This is a genomic window from Hahella sp. HN01, assembly GCF_018986435.1.
In the GTDB taxonomy this organism is placed as follows: Bacteria; Pseudomonadota; Gammaproteobacteria; order Pseudomonadales; family Oleiphilaceae; genus Hahella.
Map to the genome: position 1 here is coordinate 1 of NZ_JAHMIN010000062.1, position 18,223 is coordinate 18,223.

The 18,223-nt window shown below is 53.3% G+C and carries 17 protein-coding genes; 12 read left to right on the forward strand and 5 right to left on the reverse strand.

The annotated features are described in order from the left end of the window. Positions 1 to 96 precede the first annotated feature (96 nt). The 3 genes from KP814_RS30690 to KP814_RS30700 all read left to right on the forward strand — a co-directional run bounded on the left by KP814_RS30690 (position 97) and on the right by KP814_RS30700 (position 2,206). Positions 97 to 927: a hypothetical protein gene (locus KP814_RS30690; RefSeq protein ID WP_216740363.1), complete on the forward strand. Its 831-nt coding sequence runs from the start codon at positions 97 to 99 to the stop codon at positions 925 to 927. A gap of 7 nt (positions 928 to 934) precedes the next feature. Then, positions 935 to 1,348, forward strand: a complete 414-nt coding sequence (locus tag KP814_RS30695) for a hypothetical protein (protein WP_216740364.1) — start codon at positions 935 to 937, stop codon at positions 1,346 to 1,348. A 363-nt stretch (positions 1,349 to 1,711) separates the two neighbouring features. Beyond that, positions 1,712 to 2,206: a hypothetical protein gene (locus KP814_RS30700; RefSeq protein WP_216740365.1), complete on the forward strand. Its 495-nt coding sequence runs from the start codon at positions 1,712 to 1,714 to the stop codon at positions 2,204 to 2,206. A gap of 86 nt (positions 2,207 to 2,292) precedes the next feature. Here the strand turns inward: KP814_RS30700 and rarD are convergent, their stop codons facing one another. Further along, the gene (gene rarD, locus KP814_RS30705) at positions 2,293 to 3,204 is read right to left on the reverse strand and encodes an EamA family transporter RarD (RefSeq protein ID WP_216740366.1); all 912 of its coding nucleotides are present in this window, start codon (positions 3,202 to 3,204) and stop codon (positions 2,293 to 2,295) included. A 212-nt stretch (positions 3,205 to 3,416) separates the two neighbouring features. Between rarD and KP814_RS30710 the strand changes: the two genes are divergently transcribed. Continuing rightward, positions 3,417 to 4,961, forward strand: coding sequence for an FMN-binding glutamate synthase family protein (locus KP814_RS30710; RefSeq protein ID WP_216740367.1), 1,545 nt, complete (start codon positions 3,417 to 3,419; stop codon positions 4,959 to 4,961). Here the strand turns inward: KP814_RS30710 and KP814_RS30715 are convergent. Both KP814_RS30715 and KP814_RS30720 read right to left on the reverse strand, forming a co-directional pair. Further along, complete coding sequence (locus KP814_RS30715) at positions 4,944 to 5,480, reverse strand: chalcone isomerase family protein (RefSeq protein ID WP_216740368.1); 537 nt, start codon at positions 5,478 to 5,480, stop codon at positions 4,944 to 4,946. The two genes, KP814_RS30710 and KP814_RS30715, sit on opposite strands and share 18 nt — an antisense overlap. Further along, positions 5,477 to 6,043: a nuclear transport factor 2 family protein gene (locus KP814_RS30720; protein WP_216740369.1), complete on the reverse strand. Its 567-nt coding sequence runs from the start codon at positions 6,041 to 6,043 to the stop codon at positions 5,477 to 5,479. Before KP814_RS30720 ends, KP814_RS30715 begins: the two co-directional genes overlap by 4 nt. A gap of 216 nt (positions 6,044 to 6,259) precedes the next feature. Here KP814_RS30720 and KP814_RS30725 point away from each other — a divergent pair, with 216 nt between their 5' ends. The 8 genes from KP814_RS30725 to KP814_RS30760 all read left to right on the forward strand — a co-directional run bounded on the left by KP814_RS30725 (position 6,260) and on the right by KP814_RS30760 (position 14,450). Beyond that, positions 6,260 to 7,210 carry an acyl-CoA desaturase gene (locus KP814_RS30725; protein ID WP_216740370.1) on the forward strand — a complete coding sequence of 317 codons (951 nt, stop codon included), beginning with the start codon at positions 6,260 to 6,262 and terminating at the stop codon, positions 7,208 to 7,210. Beyond that, positions 7,207 to 8,466: an NAD(P)/FAD-dependent oxidoreductase gene (locus tag KP814_RS30730; RefSeq protein WP_216740371.1), complete on the forward strand. Its 1,260-nt coding sequence runs from the start codon at positions 7,207 to 7,209 to the stop codon at positions 8,464 to 8,466. Before KP814_RS30725 ends, KP814_RS30730 begins: the two co-directional genes overlap by 4 nt. Then, the gene (locus KP814_RS30735) at positions 8,450 to 9,244 is read left to right on the forward strand and encodes a DUF1365 domain-containing protein (RefSeq protein ID WP_216740372.1); all 795 of its coding nucleotides are present in this window, start codon (positions 8,450 to 8,452) and stop codon (positions 9,242 to 9,244) included. Before KP814_RS30730 ends, KP814_RS30735 begins: the two co-directional genes overlap by 17 nt. 44 nt (positions 9,245 to 9,288) lie before the next feature. Next, a complete protein-coding gene (locus KP814_RS30740) occupies positions 9,289 to 10,527 on the forward strand; it encodes a cyclopropane-fatty-acyl-phospholipid synthase family protein (protein WP_216740373.1) in 1,239 nt (412 codons plus the stop codon). Then, entirely contained in the window at positions 10,518 to 11,297 is a 780-nt protein-coding gene (locus tag KP814_RS30745; protein WP_216740374.1) for a DUF1295 domain-containing protein, read from the forward strand. Before KP814_RS30740 ends, KP814_RS30745 begins: the two co-directional genes overlap by 10 nt. Continuing rightward, a complete protein-coding gene (locus KP814_RS30750) occupies positions 11,294 to 12,307 on the forward strand; it encodes a cyclopropane-fatty-acyl-phospholipid synthase family protein (protein ID WP_216740375.1) in 1,014 nt (337 codons plus the stop codon). The genes KP814_RS30745 and KP814_RS30750 overlap by 4 nt, the downstream gene beginning before the upstream one ends. Positions 12,308 to 12,924: 617 nt before the next feature. Then, entirely contained in the window at positions 12,925 to 13,848 is a 924-nt protein-coding gene (locus KP814_RS30755) for a DUF4382 domain-containing protein (RefSeq protein ID WP_164887177.1), read from the forward strand. A 176-nt stretch (positions 13,849 to 14,024) separates the two neighbouring features. Then, positions 14,025 to 14,450, forward strand: coding sequence for a hypothetical protein (locus KP814_RS30760; RefSeq protein WP_216740376.1), 426 nt, complete (start codon positions 14,025 to 14,027; stop codon positions 14,448 to 14,450). A 5-nt stretch (positions 14,451 to 14,455) separates the two neighbouring features. Here KP814_RS30760 and KP814_RS30765 read toward each other — a convergent pair whose 3' ends face one another. Both KP814_RS30765 and KP814_RS30770 read right to left on the reverse strand, forming a co-directional pair. Next, a complete protein-coding gene (locus tag KP814_RS30765; protein ID WP_216740377.1) occupies positions 14,456 to 16,621 on the reverse strand; it encodes an EAL domain-containing protein in 2,166 nt (721 codons plus the stop codon). A gap of 227 nt (positions 16,622 to 16,848) precedes the next feature. Further along, the gene (locus KP814_RS30770; RefSeq protein WP_216740378.1) at positions 16,849 to 18,045 is read right to left on the reverse strand and encodes a maltoporin; all 1,197 of its coding nucleotides are present in this window, start codon (positions 18,043 to 18,045) and stop codon (positions 16,849 to 16,851) included. Positions 18,046 to 18,223 lie beyond the last annotated feature (178 nt).

Below are 18,223 nucleotides of genomic sequence, written 5' to 3' on the forward strand. Positions count from 1 at the left end.
CGAATGCGAATGATTTCTAGTGTTTTATGATCAAGCTTTCTTCCATCATTTGAGGGCATAGCATCCACTCTCTTTATCTAAAGTCGGGTCCATGACATGCTTGAATATAGTCTATTTCTGTGTTCGCCTACTTTGTTTCGGATTAGTAACAAAGAAGAGACGTTTGTAGTCAATGGGAAAAGCGACTCAAGTCTAGTTTCAGCTATAAGTGACTTCCAAACTAGCTATATGAAGGTGTCTTCACCTGACGGAAGGGTTGACCCTAATGGTAAAACATTTAAGAGTTTAATCGATCTTGGTAACTCGGTTTTTAAATCTGTGGCGATTACTGCACCAGATTTTGGGATTGTGACGTGGGAGTCAGAGGGCAATGAAGGTGGAAAGTACCACTCGCGCAAACTTCATGTTCCTTCTGCTGTATCTGGCCTTACTCTGGGACGCGGATATGACATGAGAAGGAAAGATGCGTCTGCAATATATTTAGATTTAGTTAATGCGGGAGTTAACACAAAAAATGCAGAAGTATTAAAGCTTGCTTCTGGACTTTATGGAAATAGTGCTGAACGTTTTATTATTGATAATGATCTTCTTGACTTCCAGATCTCTGCGAATACGCAGTTAAATATCTTCAAGAAAAGTTACGAATCAGAGAGCAATGAAGTTGAAAGAATATGTGGAAAAAAGGATGTTGTATTGGCTTATGGTGAAACGAAATGGGATAGTTTGAATTCAGCTATTAAAGATATCGTTATCGATCTCAAATTTCGAGGCGACTATACTGGATCAGCGAGAAAAATTCTCCAGCAGAGTATTGTGGATAACGATGTCGATGAATTTAAAAAACAACTAAGTAATAAAAGTAACTGGCCAAACGTTCCTAAGGACCGCTTTGAACGACGTAATAAATTTTTAGATAAAGCTAAGTAGATAAATTATGAAAAGACTTTTATGTTTTCTTCTTTTGACGCCTATTTCATGCTCAGCTCTGACTGAAAGTACAGGAGTACCAGCTTCGGTAAGTCAAATTAAGACAGAAGTTGTTAATGGGCAGGTTGTCAGGATAGTTCAGCACAATATGGAGCTTAACCCTATTATACAATTTGAAATTCTTTCTCGTCCTAATTTTAATCCGATAGAAACTTTGACTGTAAAAGAACTGCCTTACAATAACCAAGAGCTGAGCTTGAGTAAGTCAAGCGGGGCTTTTGTGGAAGATGTTTTTTTGAATGGGAGTAGTATAGAGTTTACAATTGAATATTTTTATGTTGAAGGAGGGTCGGTTATGTTGAGTTGTGAAATACCCGTTAGCAAAAATCATTTTGATCCGTTGCAGTGCCATAAAAAATAAGGGAGTATTTATTTTTTAGACGAGGTTTCATTGGACGCATAGTGGGAAGCGGAAATCCTAATTTTGAGGAGATTTTATTCAAGGCGCGTTAACCTCTGGGTAGTAGTGAATGCCATCAAGTGAACACTACCTATGAATATTTCTGAGACATAATGATAAAAATACTTCATTCAGTTTCAATTCAGCTTGCATGTACATAATGGCCTCCGTGTTGTTGCTTCATCTGGTTTGACCGTGGTGGAGGGCGCATCTAACGGTAGCCTGCAGCTTTTGATGATAACGGGTGGTTTTCACCGCTGGCGTGGTCGGTTGTATGGCGGATTATCAAATAGCATTCGTACATAAGTCATCTCAGGAATATCTATGAAAAAGGTAGTGGTAGCGTCGGTTCTAACTTCATTTCTTCTTTCCACTGGTTGCGCGAGTATTGTCAGCGACAGCAGCTATCCTGTAGCGATCAGCAGCTCTCCTTCCGATGCGCAGTTCATCGTTGAAGATTTAAATGGCAACGAGATTCACGCGGGCCGTACGCCTGCAACGGTAACCCTGAGCGCTGGCGAAAGTTACTTTCAAAAAGCGAAATACCGAGTGAAGTTCCACAAAGACGGCTATGACGATAAGACCGTCATGCTGGAAAGTAAGCTGGATGGCTGGTACTTTGGCAATATCTTGCTGGGCGGCGTAATTGGCATGCTGATAGTCGATCCGATTACTGGCGCCATGTGGAAGTTGCCTGAAGGTCAGGCGACAGTATTGGAGCAGAAGTACGCTGCAGCGCCAAATAACGGCGGTCTGACTATCGTATCTATTGATCAGCTTTCAGATATCGAGCGCGATTCCCTGGTGCGGATTAATTAAGACTCCCAGTCCCGCAGCGGGTGAAGCCCCGCCCGCTGCGTCTACTCTCCTCTTCGATCATCTCCTTGCATCATGCGCAGAAAGCGCTACGTCACAGGCGCCAGTCGGCGTGAACGATAGCGCATCACCGCATCCCAGGACACCAGCGCCAAAGCGCACCAGATAATGACGAACGTGATCCATTTGCCTTGCGGCACAGGCTCCTGGTAGAGCGTGATCGCCAGGATGAACATGATGCTGGGGCCGAGGTATTGGAAGAAGCCGAGGATTGTCAAAGTCAGCCTGCGGCTGGCGATGATGAACAGCAACAGCGGTAAGGTCGTTGCGGGCCCTGCTGCGAGTAGCAACAAGTTGTGGTAAGCGTCGTTGGTGAGCATGTCGCTGGCGGGAGACGCGGAGGTCCACATATAGATCAGCGCAGCCGGCGCCAGCAGGCAGGTCTCCACGCATAGTCCGCTGACGGCGTCCACCGCCACCTGCTTGCGCAATAAGCCGTAAAAGCCGAAGGAGAGCGCCAGCACAACAGCGATCCAGGGCAGGGAGCCAAAGGCGACGATCTCCAGTAATACTCCACCCACCGCAAGGGCGGCGGCGATGCGTTGCAGGAAGGTCAGGCGTTCACCCAGAAACAGATAACCCAACAGCATGTTGACCAGTGGGTTGATGTAATAACCGAGACTGGCTTCCGTCAAATGATTGTTGTTCACCGACCAGATGAACAGCAGCCAGTTGCCGCCCACCAATAACGCCGACAATGCCAGCCACCGCAATTTGCGCCATTCGAGCAGACCCGCGCGCACCGCCATCAGGCGACCGCTGACGGCGCACAGCAATACTGTCAATACGCTGGACCAGACGATGCGATGCCCCAGGATTTCCAGAGCGGGCATGTGGCTCAGTTGTTTGAAATAAATGGGCATGAATCCCCAAAGGAGGAAGGCTCCCAACGCAGCTAAGGCGCCGGTGGATGAAGACGGTGGTGATGACGATGCGCTCATGGGTTCCTGCAGAGGCAAAGGTAGGGACTGGTTACTATGCTGATGAAAAGCCTGACTGGCAAGCTCGGATTAACCTGAACTCATACAGGGTGTGATTCGGTGGCGAGAGGAACTGGAGCGTTGCATAATTTGTCCAATAACCGTAACCGGTTCCCGCTTGCTGCTAAAATCAGGCGCAAATACGCAACCCGCCGAATATGGAGACTGCTGCGATGCCCGACGCAATCCGAAATCTGACATTTACTCTGGTTGAAATCGCCACCTTTTTCGGTGCGGCGGTGATCGCCATATTGGTAGTTTGGGTGTTGATCGCCTATGTCATCGATATTACCCAGAAGAAACACGCGATTCGCCGCAATTTCCCGGTGATCGGACGTTTCCGTTATTTTTTCGAACACCTTGGCGAGTTCTTTCGGCAGTATTTTTTCGCCATGGACCGGGAAGAGTTGCCCTTCAATCGCGCGGAGCGGGCCTGGGTTTATCGTTCCGCGAAAAATGTCGATAACACGGTGGCGTTTGGCTCCACCCGTAATCTCACTCATGCGGGCGAAGTCATATTTTTGAACTGTCCTTTCCCCACGCTGGAGGAAGACGCGGTACCGCCAAAGGAAATCACCCTGGGAGAGGGCTTCGCGCGCACGCCTTACAGCACCAGCTCCATTTTCAATATCTCCGGCATGAGTTACGGCGCGATCTCGCGCCCTGCGGTCTTGGCGTTGTCACACGGCGCTAAAGAAGCGGGCGTGTGGATGAATACCGGTGAAGGCGGGTTGACCAAATATCATTTGGAAGGCGGCTGCGACCTGGTGTTTCAAATCGGTACGGCTAAATATGGCGCACGCAACGAAGAGGGGACGCTGAGCGACGAGAAGCTGTTGCAGATTGCGTCGCATGAGCAGGTAAGAATGTTTGAGGTCAAGATGAGCCAGGGCGCCAAACCCGGTAAAGGCGGCATTCTTCCCGGCGGTAAAGTGACGGAAGAAATTGCCGCTATCCGGGGCATCCCTGAGGGTAAATCCTCTATCAGCCCCAACGGCCATCCGGAAATCCGCAATGTGGACGATCTGATGGATATGATTCACCACATTCGTGAAGTCACCGGGAAACCGGTGGGATTTAAAGCGGTGATTGGCGCTTACGGCTTTCTCGACACCTTGTTCAAACGCATTCATGAACGTGGGCTTGAATATGCGCCGGACTTTATCACCATCGATAGCGCGGACGGAGGCACGGGCGCGGCGCCGCAGAGCCTGATTGACTACGTAGGGCTGACCATCAAAGAAAGTCTGCCTCTGGTGGTGGATAAACTGATGGAATACGGCTTGCGACACCGTATTAAAGTCATTTGCTCCGGTAAGCTCATTACGCCTTCCGGCGTCGCCTGGGCGTTGTGCATGGGAGCGGATTTCATCGTTTCCGCGCGAGGGTATATGTTCGCTTTGGGATGCATTCAGGCGCTGCAATGCAACAAGAATACCTGTCCGACTGGCGTCACCACTCATGATCCGGAACTGCAGAAAGGCCTCGACCCCGCCAACAAAGCCGTCCGCGTCGCCAACTACGCCAAGAAAATGGCCTATGAAGTGGGAGTGATCGCCCACTCTTGCGGCGTGCGCGAACCCAGGGAGCTGCGTCGCTATCACGCCCATATTATTAACGACAGCAGTTTCTCTACGTCTCTGGAAACACTGTTTCCTACGCGTCAGGTGCGTCCGGAGTACGCGGAGGAAGTGGTTAAGTTAGTCCAGTCCGAGTAAGCGCTGTTTCAGCGACTCATCAAAAGGGCGTCGGCCCAGCCAGATGTTAAAGTAGGCGTGCGCCAGCGGCTCCTCCCGCAGGCGCGCCAGCTCCTGATCGTTGAGCAACAGGCGCAGGCCATCGTTGGCTTGATACTCCAGGCGATACTGGTCGCCATCGCTTACATCGCGATAGCTGGAATGGAATTGGCGCAGAGCGCTGGCGTTTTCAGGCAAGGATTGGTTGCGACGCAACAAGGTTTCCGCACTTTCCGTAAAGGCGTGGGCGGGGATGTTGCGTGCATAGCGAAACAGCATCACGCGACTTTCCTGTGTGTCCTGTCGCCAGGATGTTGCGCAGTTCTCACGGTAGAGAGCGGCGGCGCCAACGGTGAACAGTCGGTAGGCCTTTAACTCGGCGACGCCGCAGCGTTGTAACGTCGCGTCAGCAATCTGCTGTGTTGATGGAAATCTAACTGAGTCTGCAGCCCAAATCTTTGGGACGGTTAGCGCCAGGATGAGCAGCAGGCAGGCTTTCACTGGTTTGCTCCCACGCCGCCGCGAATCTTCTGCAGGACGCCTCCGACCAACGGGAGGTGGTAGTAAAAGCCCTCAGCACTGTCCCAGTAATCCTGATGAAGAACGATCTCTCCTTGAGCATTGAAACGTAGATGAGAGATGCCGATGGAGGTCACTTCGACCTGCTTCCACCAGACTTTGAACTTTAAGGTCATGGTCCAGCGCAGCAGGATGTCATCGCCTGTCGATGCAAAGTCAAGGAACTGTACTGACGTGGAGGCTTTCTCCGCCATCGCGACGAAGTAGCGCGTCAGGTCCTCCCGCTCCTGCAAGCTGTGAAAGGTGTCATTGAAATAAAATGTCTTCGCGTAAGCGCGCTCGACGGCGGCGGGGATACTGTCTGGCGTGAAATTATTCATGAGCGCTACGAAACCTTGCAGTCGTAGTTCCTGCTCAATGGAAGAGAAAGTTTCGGAACCCGCTGCGGTTAAATAATCCTGATGGGGCGTCAACGGACCTGAACTGGAGCAGGCGCTCAGTAAACTTGCGAGGGTGGCGGTCAAACTGGTGCGGAGAAGTGCCATAACGTCGATTCCTGAAAGGTTTCCATGTACTTGATGCTAAGCTTTACGACGCTGGACGAGATTCAGTTTTGCCATGGTCGGCGATGATGACGTTGAAGCCTCGCCGAACCTGACCAAGACAGTTATAAAATCCCGCCTGCAAACCAAACCGCTTCTTCGTTCGTAAGATATTGGCGATGACGGCGGCGACTCTCTCAACTGAGGACTGATTTTAATATGCAAGGCTTGGGCAGGTTATTGAGCTGGATTGATAATGACCGCAAAGGAATGTCGGTAGATGTGGGTCGGGACGCTGTGGACTGGCGCAGAGTCTGGCCGTTCGTCGGCATTCACCTGGCCTGCCTTGCGGTGCTCTGGGTAGGCTGGAGTCCTGTAGCGGTGTGGGTGGCGGTGGGCGCTTATCTGGTGCGTATGTTCGCCATCACGGCGTTTTACCACCGATATTTTGCTCACAAGTCCTTTCGCACCAGTCGCCCCGTGCAATTTATTTTCGCTGTGCTGGGGGCCTCCGCCACCCAGCGCGGTCCGCTCTGGTGGTCGGCGCATCATCGCCATCATCACCGTACTTCCGACACTGAAGCAGACCCACACTCGCCCCGACACGGCTTTTGGCGCAGTCATGCCGGTTGGTTTCTGGGAGGCAAATACTTCAAGGCGCCGCTGAATCTGGTGAAGGATTTCAGTCAGTATCCCGAATTACGCTGGCTTGATCGGTTTGACATGTGCGTGCCCCTGGCTTTCGGCTTCGGCATGTGGTGTCTGGGCGAAGGGCTTGCCTATATGGCTCCGCAACTGCAAACCAGCGGCTGGCAAATGCTGGTGTGGGGCTACTTCATTTCCACAGTGGTGTTGATTCACGCGACTTTGGCCATCAATTCCCTTGCTCATCGCTGGGGGCGGCGGCGCTATGAGACAGGGGACGACTCCCGCAATAATTTTCTTCTGGCGCTGCTGACTCTGGGAGAAGGCTGGCATAACAACCACCATCATTATTCCGGCAGCGCGCGCCAGGGCTTTTTTTGGTGGGAGCTGGACTTGAGCTATTACCTGTTGCGATTGATGGCGCTGGTAGGCTTGATCTGGGATCTCAGAGATGTCCCTGAACATAAGAAATGGGCTCACAAATCTGAAGTTTCAGGCCTGACGCTGAACGGAGGCCGCAGATGAACATCGCGATCATCGGCGGCGGCGTCTCCGGTCTTGCCGCGGCTTATTATCTGCATAARAACCATGAGGTGACGCTGTTTGAGGCGAACGGACGTCCAGGCGGCCACACCGATACTCATTCTTTGCGACTGGACGGTCAGGACGTCGCGGTTGATTCCGGCTTTATTGTGTTTAATGAACACAACTACCCCAGATTCTGCGACATGCTGAGAGAGTTAGGTGTGCAATGGCGCGACAGCGACATGAGTTTCAGCGCAGTGAATGAGGCGACGGGCATGGAGTATGGCGCGGCGGGGTTGAGTCGTTTGCTGGCGCAGAAGCGCAATCTGCTGCGCCCGGACTTCTATCGGATGCTCAAAGATCTCGCGCGTTTCTATAAAGAAGCGCCGAGACGGGCCCTGGAAGTTGATACGGACCTGACATTGGGCGAGTTCCTGCGCCAGGATGGATATAGCCGCGCGTTTATCGACAATCACATTGTGCCCATGGCATGCGCGCTATGGTCCGCGTCTGCGCGAATGATTGAGGCTTTCCCGTTTCGTTTCTTTATCTCCTTTATGGATAACCACCGCATGCTGCAATTGCGTGGTCGGCCGCAGTGGAAAGTCGTGCAGGGCGGTTCGCAGCAATATGTGCAGCGCATTCAGGCCGTGCTTGGACGACGTGTGCGCCTGTCTTGTCCGGCCGCCGTGGTGTCCCGTTGTGGTGATTCCGTGATGGTGCACTCGGAGCGCTATGGTGCTGAAAACTATGACGCCGTCGTCTTCGCCTGTCACAGCGATCAGGCGCTGGCTCTGCTTAAAGACTCGGACCGAACGGAACGTGAGGTTTTGGGGGCGATTCCCTATCAGGATAATCTGGCCGTGGTGCATTCCGACACACGCGTCATGCCCTCGCAGCGCGCCGCCTGGGCGAGTTGGAACGCCTTTATTCCACAGCAGACAACGCAGCATTGCTCCGTCAGCTATTGGATGAACTCCCTACAGGGTCTTACATGTGAGACGCCCATTATTGTGACCTTGAATCCGACCTTTCCTATCGCCCCTGAAAAAATATATGCCCGCCGCACCTATGCGCACCCCGTCTATACCCGTGAAACGTTGGCCGCCCAGGCGCGCCGGGAGGAAATTAATGGTCGCCGCAATACCTATTTCTGTGGCGCTTATTGGGGCTGGGGGTTTCATGAAGACGGCGTGCGAAGCGCGTTGGATGTCGTGTCCCTGATCCAGCGGAGGCGTTATGGCGTTGCGGCATAGCGCAATTTGCGAAGGTAAAGTGCGGCACCGCCGTTATACGCCAGCGTCGCATCATTTTGAGTATCGCATCAGCATGGCCTGGCTTGATTTGGATGAGCTAGAGGAAATCAACACTCTGCCTTTCTGGTCTAGTCGAGGCTTTAATTTGATGCAATATCGGCGTTCGGACTATCTGCGTCGAGATGTTCCTGACTTAAAGCAGGCGGTGTATGAACGTCTACAGGAAGCAGACGTGGCCCCGCAGGCTGGCGCTATTCGCCTGTTGACCCATTTACGCTCCTGGGGATTTTGCTTCAACCCAGTCTCGTTCTATTTCTGCTTCAACCAGCGGGATGAGCTGTACGCCATCGTCGCGGAGATCAATAACACACCCTGGAACGAACGGCATTCCTATGTGTTGCCGCTGACGCCGCAACGGCTGCAGGGACAGGCGCTCACTTTCAGCTTTGATAAGGCGTTTCATGTGTCGCCCTTCATGCCGATGGCGCTGAAATATGAATGGCGATTTCGCCTGGACGAGCAGCGGGTCTGGACGCACATGCGTTTATTGGACAACGGCGCAGCGGTGTTCGACGCCAGCCTTGGGCTGGTCAAGAAACCCCTGACCGCCGCCAATGCCTGGCGCGCGCCGCTTAAATTTCCCTTTATGTGCGTCACCGTCGCGATGGCGATTTATCGGCAGGCGTTTTCGCTTTGGCGCAAAGGCGTTCCTTTCTATCCCCATCCCAACAAAAAGGCGCGGGGAGAGGGAAAGCCGATGAATCAGGAAACGGTTTAAAACGGCGTTAAGCCGTGATAGTTCAAATAGCTGGAGACATAACTATGTGGGCGAGTGCGATCAGCAAACCCTTACTGTTGCCCGAACGTTTTTGGAAACAGGCTTTATACCGTTTGTGCTCAGGAATACAAGGCGGGGAACTGGAGCTGCGCAGCGACGGAGACAGTCGAGTTTTCGGCGCGCAGGGGCGGGATGCGCTACGCGCCAGAATTGACGTCGCCAACGCCGATTTCTACCGCGTCGCATTGACTGGGGGCGTCAACGGCCTGGCGGAAGCCTGGATGGCAGGCTCCTGGACGTCACCGGACCTGACTGCGCTGGTGCGCTTGTTGTTGCGCAACCGCGCGCGACTGGAGCAGTTGGAATCCGGCATGGCGCGCCTGCCGGGGGCGCTGAGTAAGCTTTGGCACAGCTTCAACCGCAATACGCTGCAGGGCTCCCGCAAAAATATCGCGGCGCACTATGACCTCGGTAATGATTTCTTCCGCCTGTTTCTGGATGAAAGCATGATGTATTCCTCTGCAGTGTATGTCACCGGCGAGGAATCCCTGGAACAGGCCTCGAAAGCCAAATTGGAGCGAATTTGCCGCAAGCTGGCTTTAACGCCAAACGATCATTTGCTTGAAATTGGCTCGGGTTGGGGGGGCATGGCCCTGTACGCCGCCCGTGAATATGGTTGCAAGGTCACCACGGCGACCATTTCCGTCGAGCAGCACGCCGCCGTCGCTGAACAGGTTCGGCAGGCGGGGCTGCAAGATCAGGTGACCGTGCTGTTGCAGGACTACCGCAAACTGGAAGGCCGCTATGACAAGGTGGTCTCCATTGAAATGGTGGAGGCGGTGGGACATCAGTTTCTTGATGGCTACTTCCGTCAGATCAGCGGCCTGTTGAAGGATGATGGTCTGGGGCTGATTCAAGCGATCACCATTGATGATAATCGCTACGAAAAAGCGCTGCGGCATGTGGACTTCATCAAACGTTATATTTTCCCCGGCAGCTTTATCCCCTGTGTGTCCGTGCTGACGCAGAGCGCCGCCAATGCCGGATTGCGTCTGTTTAATCTAGAGGATATCGGGGAAAGCTACGCCCTTACTTTGCAGGAGTGGCGCAGTCGCTTCTTGCGAAATTTACCGCAAGTGCGCGAGCAGGGATTTGACGAACGTTTCATTCGCATGTGGGAGTTTTATCTTTGCTATTGCGAGGGTGGTTTCCGCGAACGGGCGATCTCCAACGTGCAGATGTTGTTCGCCAAACCGGGCTGCCGTCGCAAGCAATGGCTGTGAATCTGATGCTGCTATGGTGGTCGCCGGTCTGTTTGGCGGTCGTGTTCTTAGTGGCATATCTGTGGCAAACCCGGAGCCGCAATGCCGGCTGGGTCGACGTTTGCTGGGCGGCCGGCGTAGGCGTCACTGGCGCATTGCATGCCCTGGCGGGAACCGGCGATGCGTCGTTACGTTTGACTGTGGCGTTGATCTATCTGGTGTGGTTCGGACGATTGTCGTTGCACCTGGCTGGCAGAGTCGCAGGAGCAGAGGAGGATGGCCGTTACGCCGCTCTGCGTGTATGGGCGGGGGATCGCTGGCGGAGTGTGTTTCTGGGAATGTATATGATGCAGGCGTTCTGGGTGTGGCTGTTCGCGCTGCCAGCCTGGGTGATTAGTCAGGCCCAGGAACCGTCAGCGGTATTGTATGTGGCGGCGCTCCTCCTGGTCGTCGTCGCGTGGCTTGGTGAAACCCTGGCGGATCGTCAGCTCGCAGCGTTTAAAGCCGATCCGCAAAACCAGGGTAAAACCTGTCGAAAAGGTCTATGGCGCTATTCGCGACATCCCAATTACTTTTTTGAATGGCTGCATTGGTTCGCTTATCCGCTATTGGGGGCTGCATCTCCCTGGGGATTCTGGCTCTGGAGCGCGCCGGCGGTAATGTTCGTCTTCTTGTATTTCGTCACCGGCATCCCTTTTACCGAACGACAGGCGTTGCGTTCGCGGGGGGAGGACTATCGGGATTATCAACGCCGCACTCCCATGTTTATACCCTGGAGGCCAAAATCATGAGTATGATCGAACTGGCGGAAAAAGGCTGGTTGCCTGACGCCCTGATTCGCTTTGGTATTCGCCGACTGTGTCGCGAACGTCTGCTGCAGGAACGCAGGCGGGGCGGCGGCGAGCTTGAAAGAATCGCCCGCTATCTCAATGGTCCTATCGCCATAGAAACGCGTGCGGCCAATGAACAACATTATGAAGTGCCTGCGGAGTTCTATCGTCTGGTTCTGGGGCCGCGCTTGAAATACAGCGCATGCTGGTGGGGGAAAGAGGTTGGCGATCTTGCTGAAGCGGAGGAGGCTATGCTGGCGTTATACGCCGAGCGGGCGCAGTTGGCCGATGGACAGCGTATTCTGGATTTGGGGTGCGGCTGGGGCTCTCTAAGCCTGTGGTTGGCGGAGACCTTTCCCAAGGCGGAGATTACTGGCGTCTCCAACTCCGCATCGCAGCGCAGCTATATTGAGGAACAGGCGGCGCTGCGCGGTTTACGCAATCTTAAAATTCTGACTTGCGATGTAAATGTGTTTAGCCCTTCCACCACCTTTGATCGCATCGTTTCGGTGGAAATGCTGGAGCACGTACGCAACTATCAGGCGTTATTTGAGCGAGTCAGTCAGTGGTTAGCGCCGGCGGGATTGTTCTTTGCTCATATATTCTGTCATCGCAACCTGCTTTATCCCTTTGAAACGGAAGGCGCCAATAACTGGATGGGCAGATACTTCTTCACCGGCGGACTGATGCCTGCGGCGGGAACGTTCGGTCATTTCCAGCAGAACCTGCGCCTGATGCAACAGTGGATGCTCAATGGTCGTCATTACGGCGCGACAGCGGAAGCCTGGCTGGCCAACCTGGACGCCAACGAAGCCAAAGTAAGGAAAATCTTCGCTGACGCCTACGGAGAAGAACAAGCCGATCTTTGGACCCAGCGGTGGCGCATGTTCTTCATGGCTTGTGCGGAGCTGTTCAATTTTCGCTCTGGGGCGGAATGGCAGGTTGGTCACTATCTCTTTATGAAGCAATAAGTTGCGCTGCATCTGGTTTATGGCGCTGCTGCTCAGCGCCTCATAGTCCCCTTTGACGCCTTGCGAACTGCAATCGCCGGCCAAGACCCGGCATAGCTCCTGACATGGCCACGCACTTGAGGGGGCGCGAGATGCGCTGCCTCAGTCCGCTTATAGACGGCGAATCAATGACTGTCCTTTCGGAGGACTTTGGTGTCGCATGCTCACAAAATGTAATAACGATATACATATAAATGAATATATATCTGCTAGTTCATTGTTGCTTCGCGGAATAGCGCTGAAGTGTACGACTTTATTATGAATTTTAAGCCCGCCATTTTTATAACTTCATGATAATAAAAGCCATTATTAATGCTCATCCGGAGAGTGTAGGCGGTACGATCGTCCAAATAGTCCATATGGATGGTCGTAATTTCATCAATCATGGGGTTAAATACGCCGCTTGTTGGATGATTCGCGTGTAAGCAGGATAGGTTTCAGTATTGGTCGCCAGGGTATCCGGCGCTTTTTCCGCCGCAAACGCGAATATTTTGCAGAAAAGGTTAGATAGATTCTATGGAAGAACCCAGAAATCGGGCCGGTTTCGTTTCTCCGGAGTTTGAGCGGGGAGAATGACGATGTTGAAACTCGTGCTTAAATTTTTGTTTCTTGTAGGCGCGCTAAGTCTGTTCGGTTGCGGACAGGACGAAAGCGCTGCGGACAAGGCTCCGTTTTCTCTCGAAATCACCGATGCGCCGGTGGATGGAGCGACCAAGGTGGTCATTGAATTTACCGGCGTGGAGATCCAGTCTCAATCAAACGGTCGTTCCGTCTACGAATATGCAGAGCCGCGCAGTATAGATTTGTTGTCAGAATCTCTGGCGGGAAATCGTATCTCCCTGTTGCAGGGAGAGCTGGGCATTGGTGCGTATTCATGGTTGCGACTCATGGTGAATGCTCGTTTGGACGGTATTTTCGACTCCTACATCGAGTTAGCGGATGGCTCTCGCTATGAGTTGGCTATTCCCGAAGATAATCTGGATGGACTGAAAATTGACCGGGAGTTCCTGGTAAGCGCTGGACAGCCCAAAGGTTTTCTTATCGATCTGGATTTGCGACGCTCCATCATTGAGAACAACCGTCAGTTCAAGCTGAAGCCCGTACTGAAAACGGTGGACTTGAACAGCGTGCGCTCTTTGACCGTCAATGTTGCGCCCGAATTGCTGGCGGCGAACTGTGATGACTCCGGCCAGTATGCTGGCGCGATATATATGTTCGCCGGCGCTCATGCAGTTCTGGACGATATTGACGGTGACGACAAAGATCCAGTGGCGACAGCCGTGCTATCCAGCGCCGCGAACCCGGAGAATGGCATGTATAAGGCGGTTATCTGGAATCCGGACAACGGCGCATATCGCTTGGCGTATAGTTGTAATCCCAAAGATAATCCAGAGCTGAATGACCAAGGGTTTTCCTTCGCCGAACAAACAGTCACAGTCGTTGTCGTTAATGATGACGGCGATAAAACTGCAACCCTGGACGCTTCTGCGACGCCGCTATAAGCGGCGTCTGCTTAGACATCACTCATTACCTTTAGGCCTTTCTAATCTACTCCCTCTCCTTCCTGACGCTACGCCCCTTCCTGCGGCGTTATAGATGATGCGCCTTAGCCCCATTTCACCGAGCATTTTGGTTCTGACTGCGACACTTCCAATAACAACTTTGCAGGAGAACAAGAATGCAAAAGCCTATCCTTATTTCCGCTTTGGCGGCCTCCCTATTGCTGGCCGGTTGCGCTTCCACTGGCGGCAAGCGCGATCTCAGCCAGTCGCTGTACCTGCGGGGACAGTTTGCATGGTGGGATGCGCTGGATGAATACAAGGTTAAAAAAGCCGGACCGGATCTTTATGTCGCCAGCGTGGAATTGAAAGCGGACGGACAGTCCTACGAACTGAAGTTTGGCGACGCAGCCTGGAGCGCCGGCACTAACTGCGGCTTTCTGTCTCAGGAAGATCAGATGTTGGAGTTTGGGAAGAAGTCCAAAGCCAATTGCTCGTCCGTTTTTGAAAACTTCAAATTCAACCCGCCTGAAACCGGGGTGTACAGCTTTTATCTGGATAACAGCGGCGAACAGCCAGTGGTTTACGTAGAGCCGGCTAAATAAAGTCGTTATCCCTGCTGCAGGCTGGTCCCGTTTCTCAGCGACGTGGCCAGTTTGTACAACTGATCTGGAGGTAAAGGCTTGGCGAACAGGTATCCCTGAGCTTCATCGCAACCCTGTTTTTGCAGATAGGTGGCTTGCGCCTCTGTTTCCACGCCTTCCGCCACGACGCTCAGATTAAGGTTATGCGCCATGGCGATGACTGCGTTAATGATGACCCTGTCATCGGCGTTGGTTTCCAGCTGCGACACAAAGCTGCGATCGATTTTGATGCAAGAGATGGGAAAGTGCTTGAGATAGGCGAGGGAGGAGTAGCCAACGCCAAAGTCGTCGATGGATAGACGGAAGCCCATTTTAATCAGCTCGTTAAGATGGGCCATGTTGGACTCAATGTTCTGGATGAAAACCTCCTCTGTCAGTTCGAACTCCAATTGCCTGGGTGGGACGTCGAACTCTCGTAAGAGGTCGTCGATTTTGTGGACCAGTTCTTTATCTTCCAGTTGGATGGCGGATAAGTTGATCGCGAGCCGGATATTGCCCAACGGGGTGCCTCGCCATTCCGACAATTGCTGGCAGGCCTTTCGCACCACCCACATGCCCAATTCTTTTATCAAGCCGGTTTCCTCCGCCAAGGGAATAAACTCCACCGGGGAGATAAAGCCCTGTTCTGGACGATACCAACGCAGCAGCGCCTCGGCTCCAGTGTACTCGCGGGTCTTCAGATTCACTTTTGGCTGGAACGCCAGACTGAGTTCGTTGCGCTCGATTGCTTCGCGTAGCCAGCGGTCTAGCTCGAGGCGTTTAAGCGCCTCTGCGTGCATGCCTGTGGTGTAGAAATGGTAGCCGTTGCGTCCTGCTGCTTTGGCCCGGTAGAGCGCGGCGTCGGCGTTGCGGATCAAGTCTTCGGCGCTGACGCCGCCTTCTGGATAGACGGCGATACCGATGCTGCAGGTAATGAAGACTTCTTCGTCGTTGAGCGTGAAGGGCTGCTTCATGCAGGCCATGATGCGGTTGGCGATTGCAATCACCTCATCCACAGATTCGGGGTTTTCCAGCAGCATCATGAACTCGTCTCCACCGGCCCGCGCGATGCTGATTTCGCTTTCCAGTAACGTGTTGAAGCGTTTGGTCAGCGATACTACGAGTTGGTCGCCGGCGCTGTGAGTGAGGGTGTCGTTGATTTTCTTGAATTGATCCAGATCCACCAGCATGACGGCGAGATATCGGTTGGCGCGCTGGGCGCGAAGAATGGCTTGAGCCAGATCCTCCTGAAAGAATGAACGATTGGGTAGTCCAGTCAGTGCGTCATGGGTAATGACATGAGACAGCGTTTGCTCCACTTCCTGTCGATTGGCGATTTCACTTTGTAGGGACTCGTTGGCGCTGAGCAGTGAACGGCGTTGACGCCCCAAAGACATGGCGAGATAGCAAACCCAGGCCAGCAACGCTGAGGAAATAGTTCCTGCGCTCATGACGAAGGCGGGAAGAGGAGATGAATAATTGTGCAGCCAGTCGGATTTTGGCTGTACGCTCAAGCGCCAGGAAAACTGCAGGGGCTTCCAGTCCGCCGCCGCGGTGGTGTCGGGGCTGACGTCAGCGGAGCTGTTGCTGAATATCAGTTTGTCTTCCTCATACACGCGTACATGGAAGTGATCTTCTTCCTGTGGTGAGATGAGGCTGCCCAGCAACTGCTCCACCAGGAAAACGCCGACGATAAATCCCTGAAAGTCATCGCCTTTGCTAATGGGGGCGTACACAACCACTCCCTGGCCGCCTTGTTGCAGAGTAATCACCGGCGTGGAGTTGATGTCGCCCTGTGCGCGGGCGGCTTCTAGCGCCCGGCGTCGGCTCTCGTTGAAGGCCACGTTGAAGCCCAGGGCCTGTTCATTACCGGCCATCGGCTCGATCCATTGGATAACGTAATTTTTATCTGTCCACTCAATGGCTTTGAAGTTAGGAAAATCCCGATGCAGCGCCTCCGCGTTCTTGCGCCAGGTTTCCTTAGTGAAGCCGCCATTATTGTCCCAGTAAGCGGCGAGGCGCTTGAGCGCGCGCACTTGCTCCAGAAACTGGCGGGTAATGCGCTTGCTGAGAAATTCGGCCTGGTAATCCAGGGCATGTTGTCGCCTTTCGCTGGTTTCGATATCAATGCGCGACCATAGGGACAGCGTCATTGTAAAGCCCAGGCAAAACACGAGTAGTGACAGTAGCAAGTGATAAGACGCTCTAGCGGACAAAATGCACCCTGCAGGATTGTGAGACTTATCAATAAAAAATAGCAGGCGCAGCCATTATCGACAAAGACTGAAGACGTCTGACGGGGAGTAAAATCGGGCGGATGAAAAAAGGGCCGGTTAACCGGCCCGAACACTTGGGTTGAGATTGGGGAATGGGAGGTGGATTACCACCAGGCTTCCATTTGGACGCCGAAGTTCAGCACGCTGTCTTCACCGCCTTCAAACGGCGTACCTTCGCCATCGTTAATGTAGCTGGCGAAAACCCGGATTTCCGGACGCGCCCAGAAGCTGGGGCCGGCGGACCAGGCTTGTGCGATAGTAACCTTGTCCAATTGGGAGTCGACGCCATTATCGTCTGCAGCGAAGTGACCCACTTCCAGATACGTGCGCATGTAATCAGACCACTTATACGCGGGGCGTGCGGAGATGCTGTAGAAAGACGAATCGTCATTCATGGTGTCGTCATCGAAGACGCCATACATCGCGGCATAGCTAAGTTCGATATTAGAACCGGCTTTCACCACGCCCCAGTCGATCAGACGAAAGCCTTTGCCGCCTTTGTCCAACGTCCCGTTCCATTGACCGCCGCCGAAGTTGCGCATTGGAGAAGCGTAGCCTTCCGTTCCGTACTGGAATACGATTTTGTTGAATCCATCCATAATCGGCGTGGACAGTTCCGCGGTGAGCAAGGTGCTCAGATCGTCCGCTGCGCCCGCATCTTTTTGGGCGTCTGTCAGTCGTGGTTTGGCCAAGTCCAGGCCCACTTCCAATGAGCTGGCGCCGACTTGAATGCCGGAATAACGGAAGTCGAGGATATTTATGTTGCCGTAGCCTCTGGTCCAGGCGGCGGAGAATTTGCCCGCGCCTGCGTCGATCCCTTCAATACCCGCGCCAGGACCGGATACGTCCCAGTAGAAAAGATCCAGATGGTGAATATCGTGGCGCTGATAGTAGCGTTTACCCGCCCACAGCGTCGCTTCGGGGGCGAATCCGAGCACCCCTTTGGCCTGAACGTTCATCTGGCGAAGCGCGATTTCGTCATCTTCGCTGTTCAGGGCTTCATAGTCTCCGTCCTGGTTGGATTTATAACTGAGCATGGTTTCAACTTTGAACGTTCTGCCGTCGCGGTTGAAAAGCTCTTGCTGAAGATCCAGCTCCGCATAGGTTTCGCATTCGTTGCCCAAACGGCCAACCGCCTGCTTGTTGATGCACTGCTGGTCGCCGTTGTCGCTCATGCCGATGCCTGAACGCGCATAGCCATGCCACTCAACGGCGCTGGCGTTCACGGTGAACAAAGAAGCCGCGATGGCGGTCGCCAGAGGGGCTACTTTGAAGAGGCGCTTGTTGTTCTTGTCTGTCATCGTTTTTTCCTGCTCTTGTTGTTAAAGGACTCGCCAGGCCGGACCTTTGAGTACGCCCGGATAACGGAGGCGCTTTGTCGATGGGACAAATTGTTATTTGCTTGGTCTCATACTCAGTGAACGCCTGATATGGCACATCCTCCGTTAGGAAAGTTTTGGGGGGGGAGGAGTCAGGGGG

Excerpts from the sequence above, each read along its gene's own strand:
- KP814_RS30710 (WP_216740367.1), top strand. The coding sequence starts at position 3,417 with ATGCCCGACGCAATCCGAAATCTGACATTTACTCTGGTTGAAATCGCC.
- KP814_RS30745 (WP_216740374.1), top strand. The coding sequence starts at position 10,518 with ATGGCTGTGAATCTGATGCTGCTATGGTGGTCGCCGGTCTGTTTGGCG.
- KP814_RS30770 (WP_216740378.1), bottom strand. The coding sequence starts at position 18,045 with ATGACAGACAAGAACAACAAGCGCCTCTTCAAAGTAGCCCCTCTGGCG.
- KP814_RS30765 (WP_216740377.1), bottom strand. The coding sequence starts at position 16,621 with ATGACGCTGTCCCTATGGTCGCGCATTGATATCGAAACCAGCGAAAGG.
- KP814_RS30740 (WP_216740373.1), top strand. The coding sequence starts at position 9,289 with ATGTGGGCGAGTGCGATCAGCAAACCCTTACTGTTGCCCGAACGTTTT.
- KP814_RS30735 (WP_216740372.1), top strand. The coding sequence starts at position 8,450 with ATGGCGTTGCGGCATAGCGCAATTTGCGAAGGTAAAGTGCGGCACCGC.
- KP814_RS30725 (WP_216740370.1), top strand. The coding sequence starts at position 6,260 with ATGCAAGGCTTGGGCAGGTTATTGAGCTGGATTGATAATGACCGCAAA.
- KP814_RS30690 (WP_216740363.1), top strand. The coding sequence starts at position 97 with ATGCTTGAATATAGTCTATTTCTGTGTTCGCCTACTTTGTTTCGGATT.
- KP814_RS30700 (WP_216740365.1), top strand. The coding sequence starts at position 1,712 with ATGAAAAAGGTAGTGGTAGCGTCGGTTCTAACTTCATTTCTTCTTTCC.
- KP814_RS30755 (WP_164887177.1), top strand. The coding sequence starts at position 12,925 with ATGTTGAAACTCGTGCTTAAATTTTTGTTTCTTGTAGGCGCGCTAAGT.
- KP814_RS30720 (WP_216740369.1), bottom strand. The coding sequence starts at position 6,043 with ATGGCACTTCTCCGCACCAGTTTGACCGCCACCCTCGCAAGTTTACTG.
- KP814_RS30695 (WP_216740364.1), top strand. The coding sequence starts at position 935 with ATGAAAAGACTTTTATGTTTTCTTCTTTTGACGCCTATTTCATGCTCA.
- KP814_RS30750 (WP_216740375.1), top strand. The coding sequence starts at position 11,294 with ATGAGTATGATCGAACTGGCGGAAAAAGGCTGGTTGCCTGACGCCCTG.
- KP814_RS30760 (WP_216740376.1), top strand. The coding sequence starts at position 14,025 with ATGCAAAAGCCTATCCTTATTTCCGCTTTGGCGGCCTCCCTATTGCTG.
- rarD (WP_216740366.1), bottom strand. The coding sequence starts at position 3,204 with ATGAGCGCATCGTCATCACCACCGTCTTCATCCACCGGCGCCTTAGCT.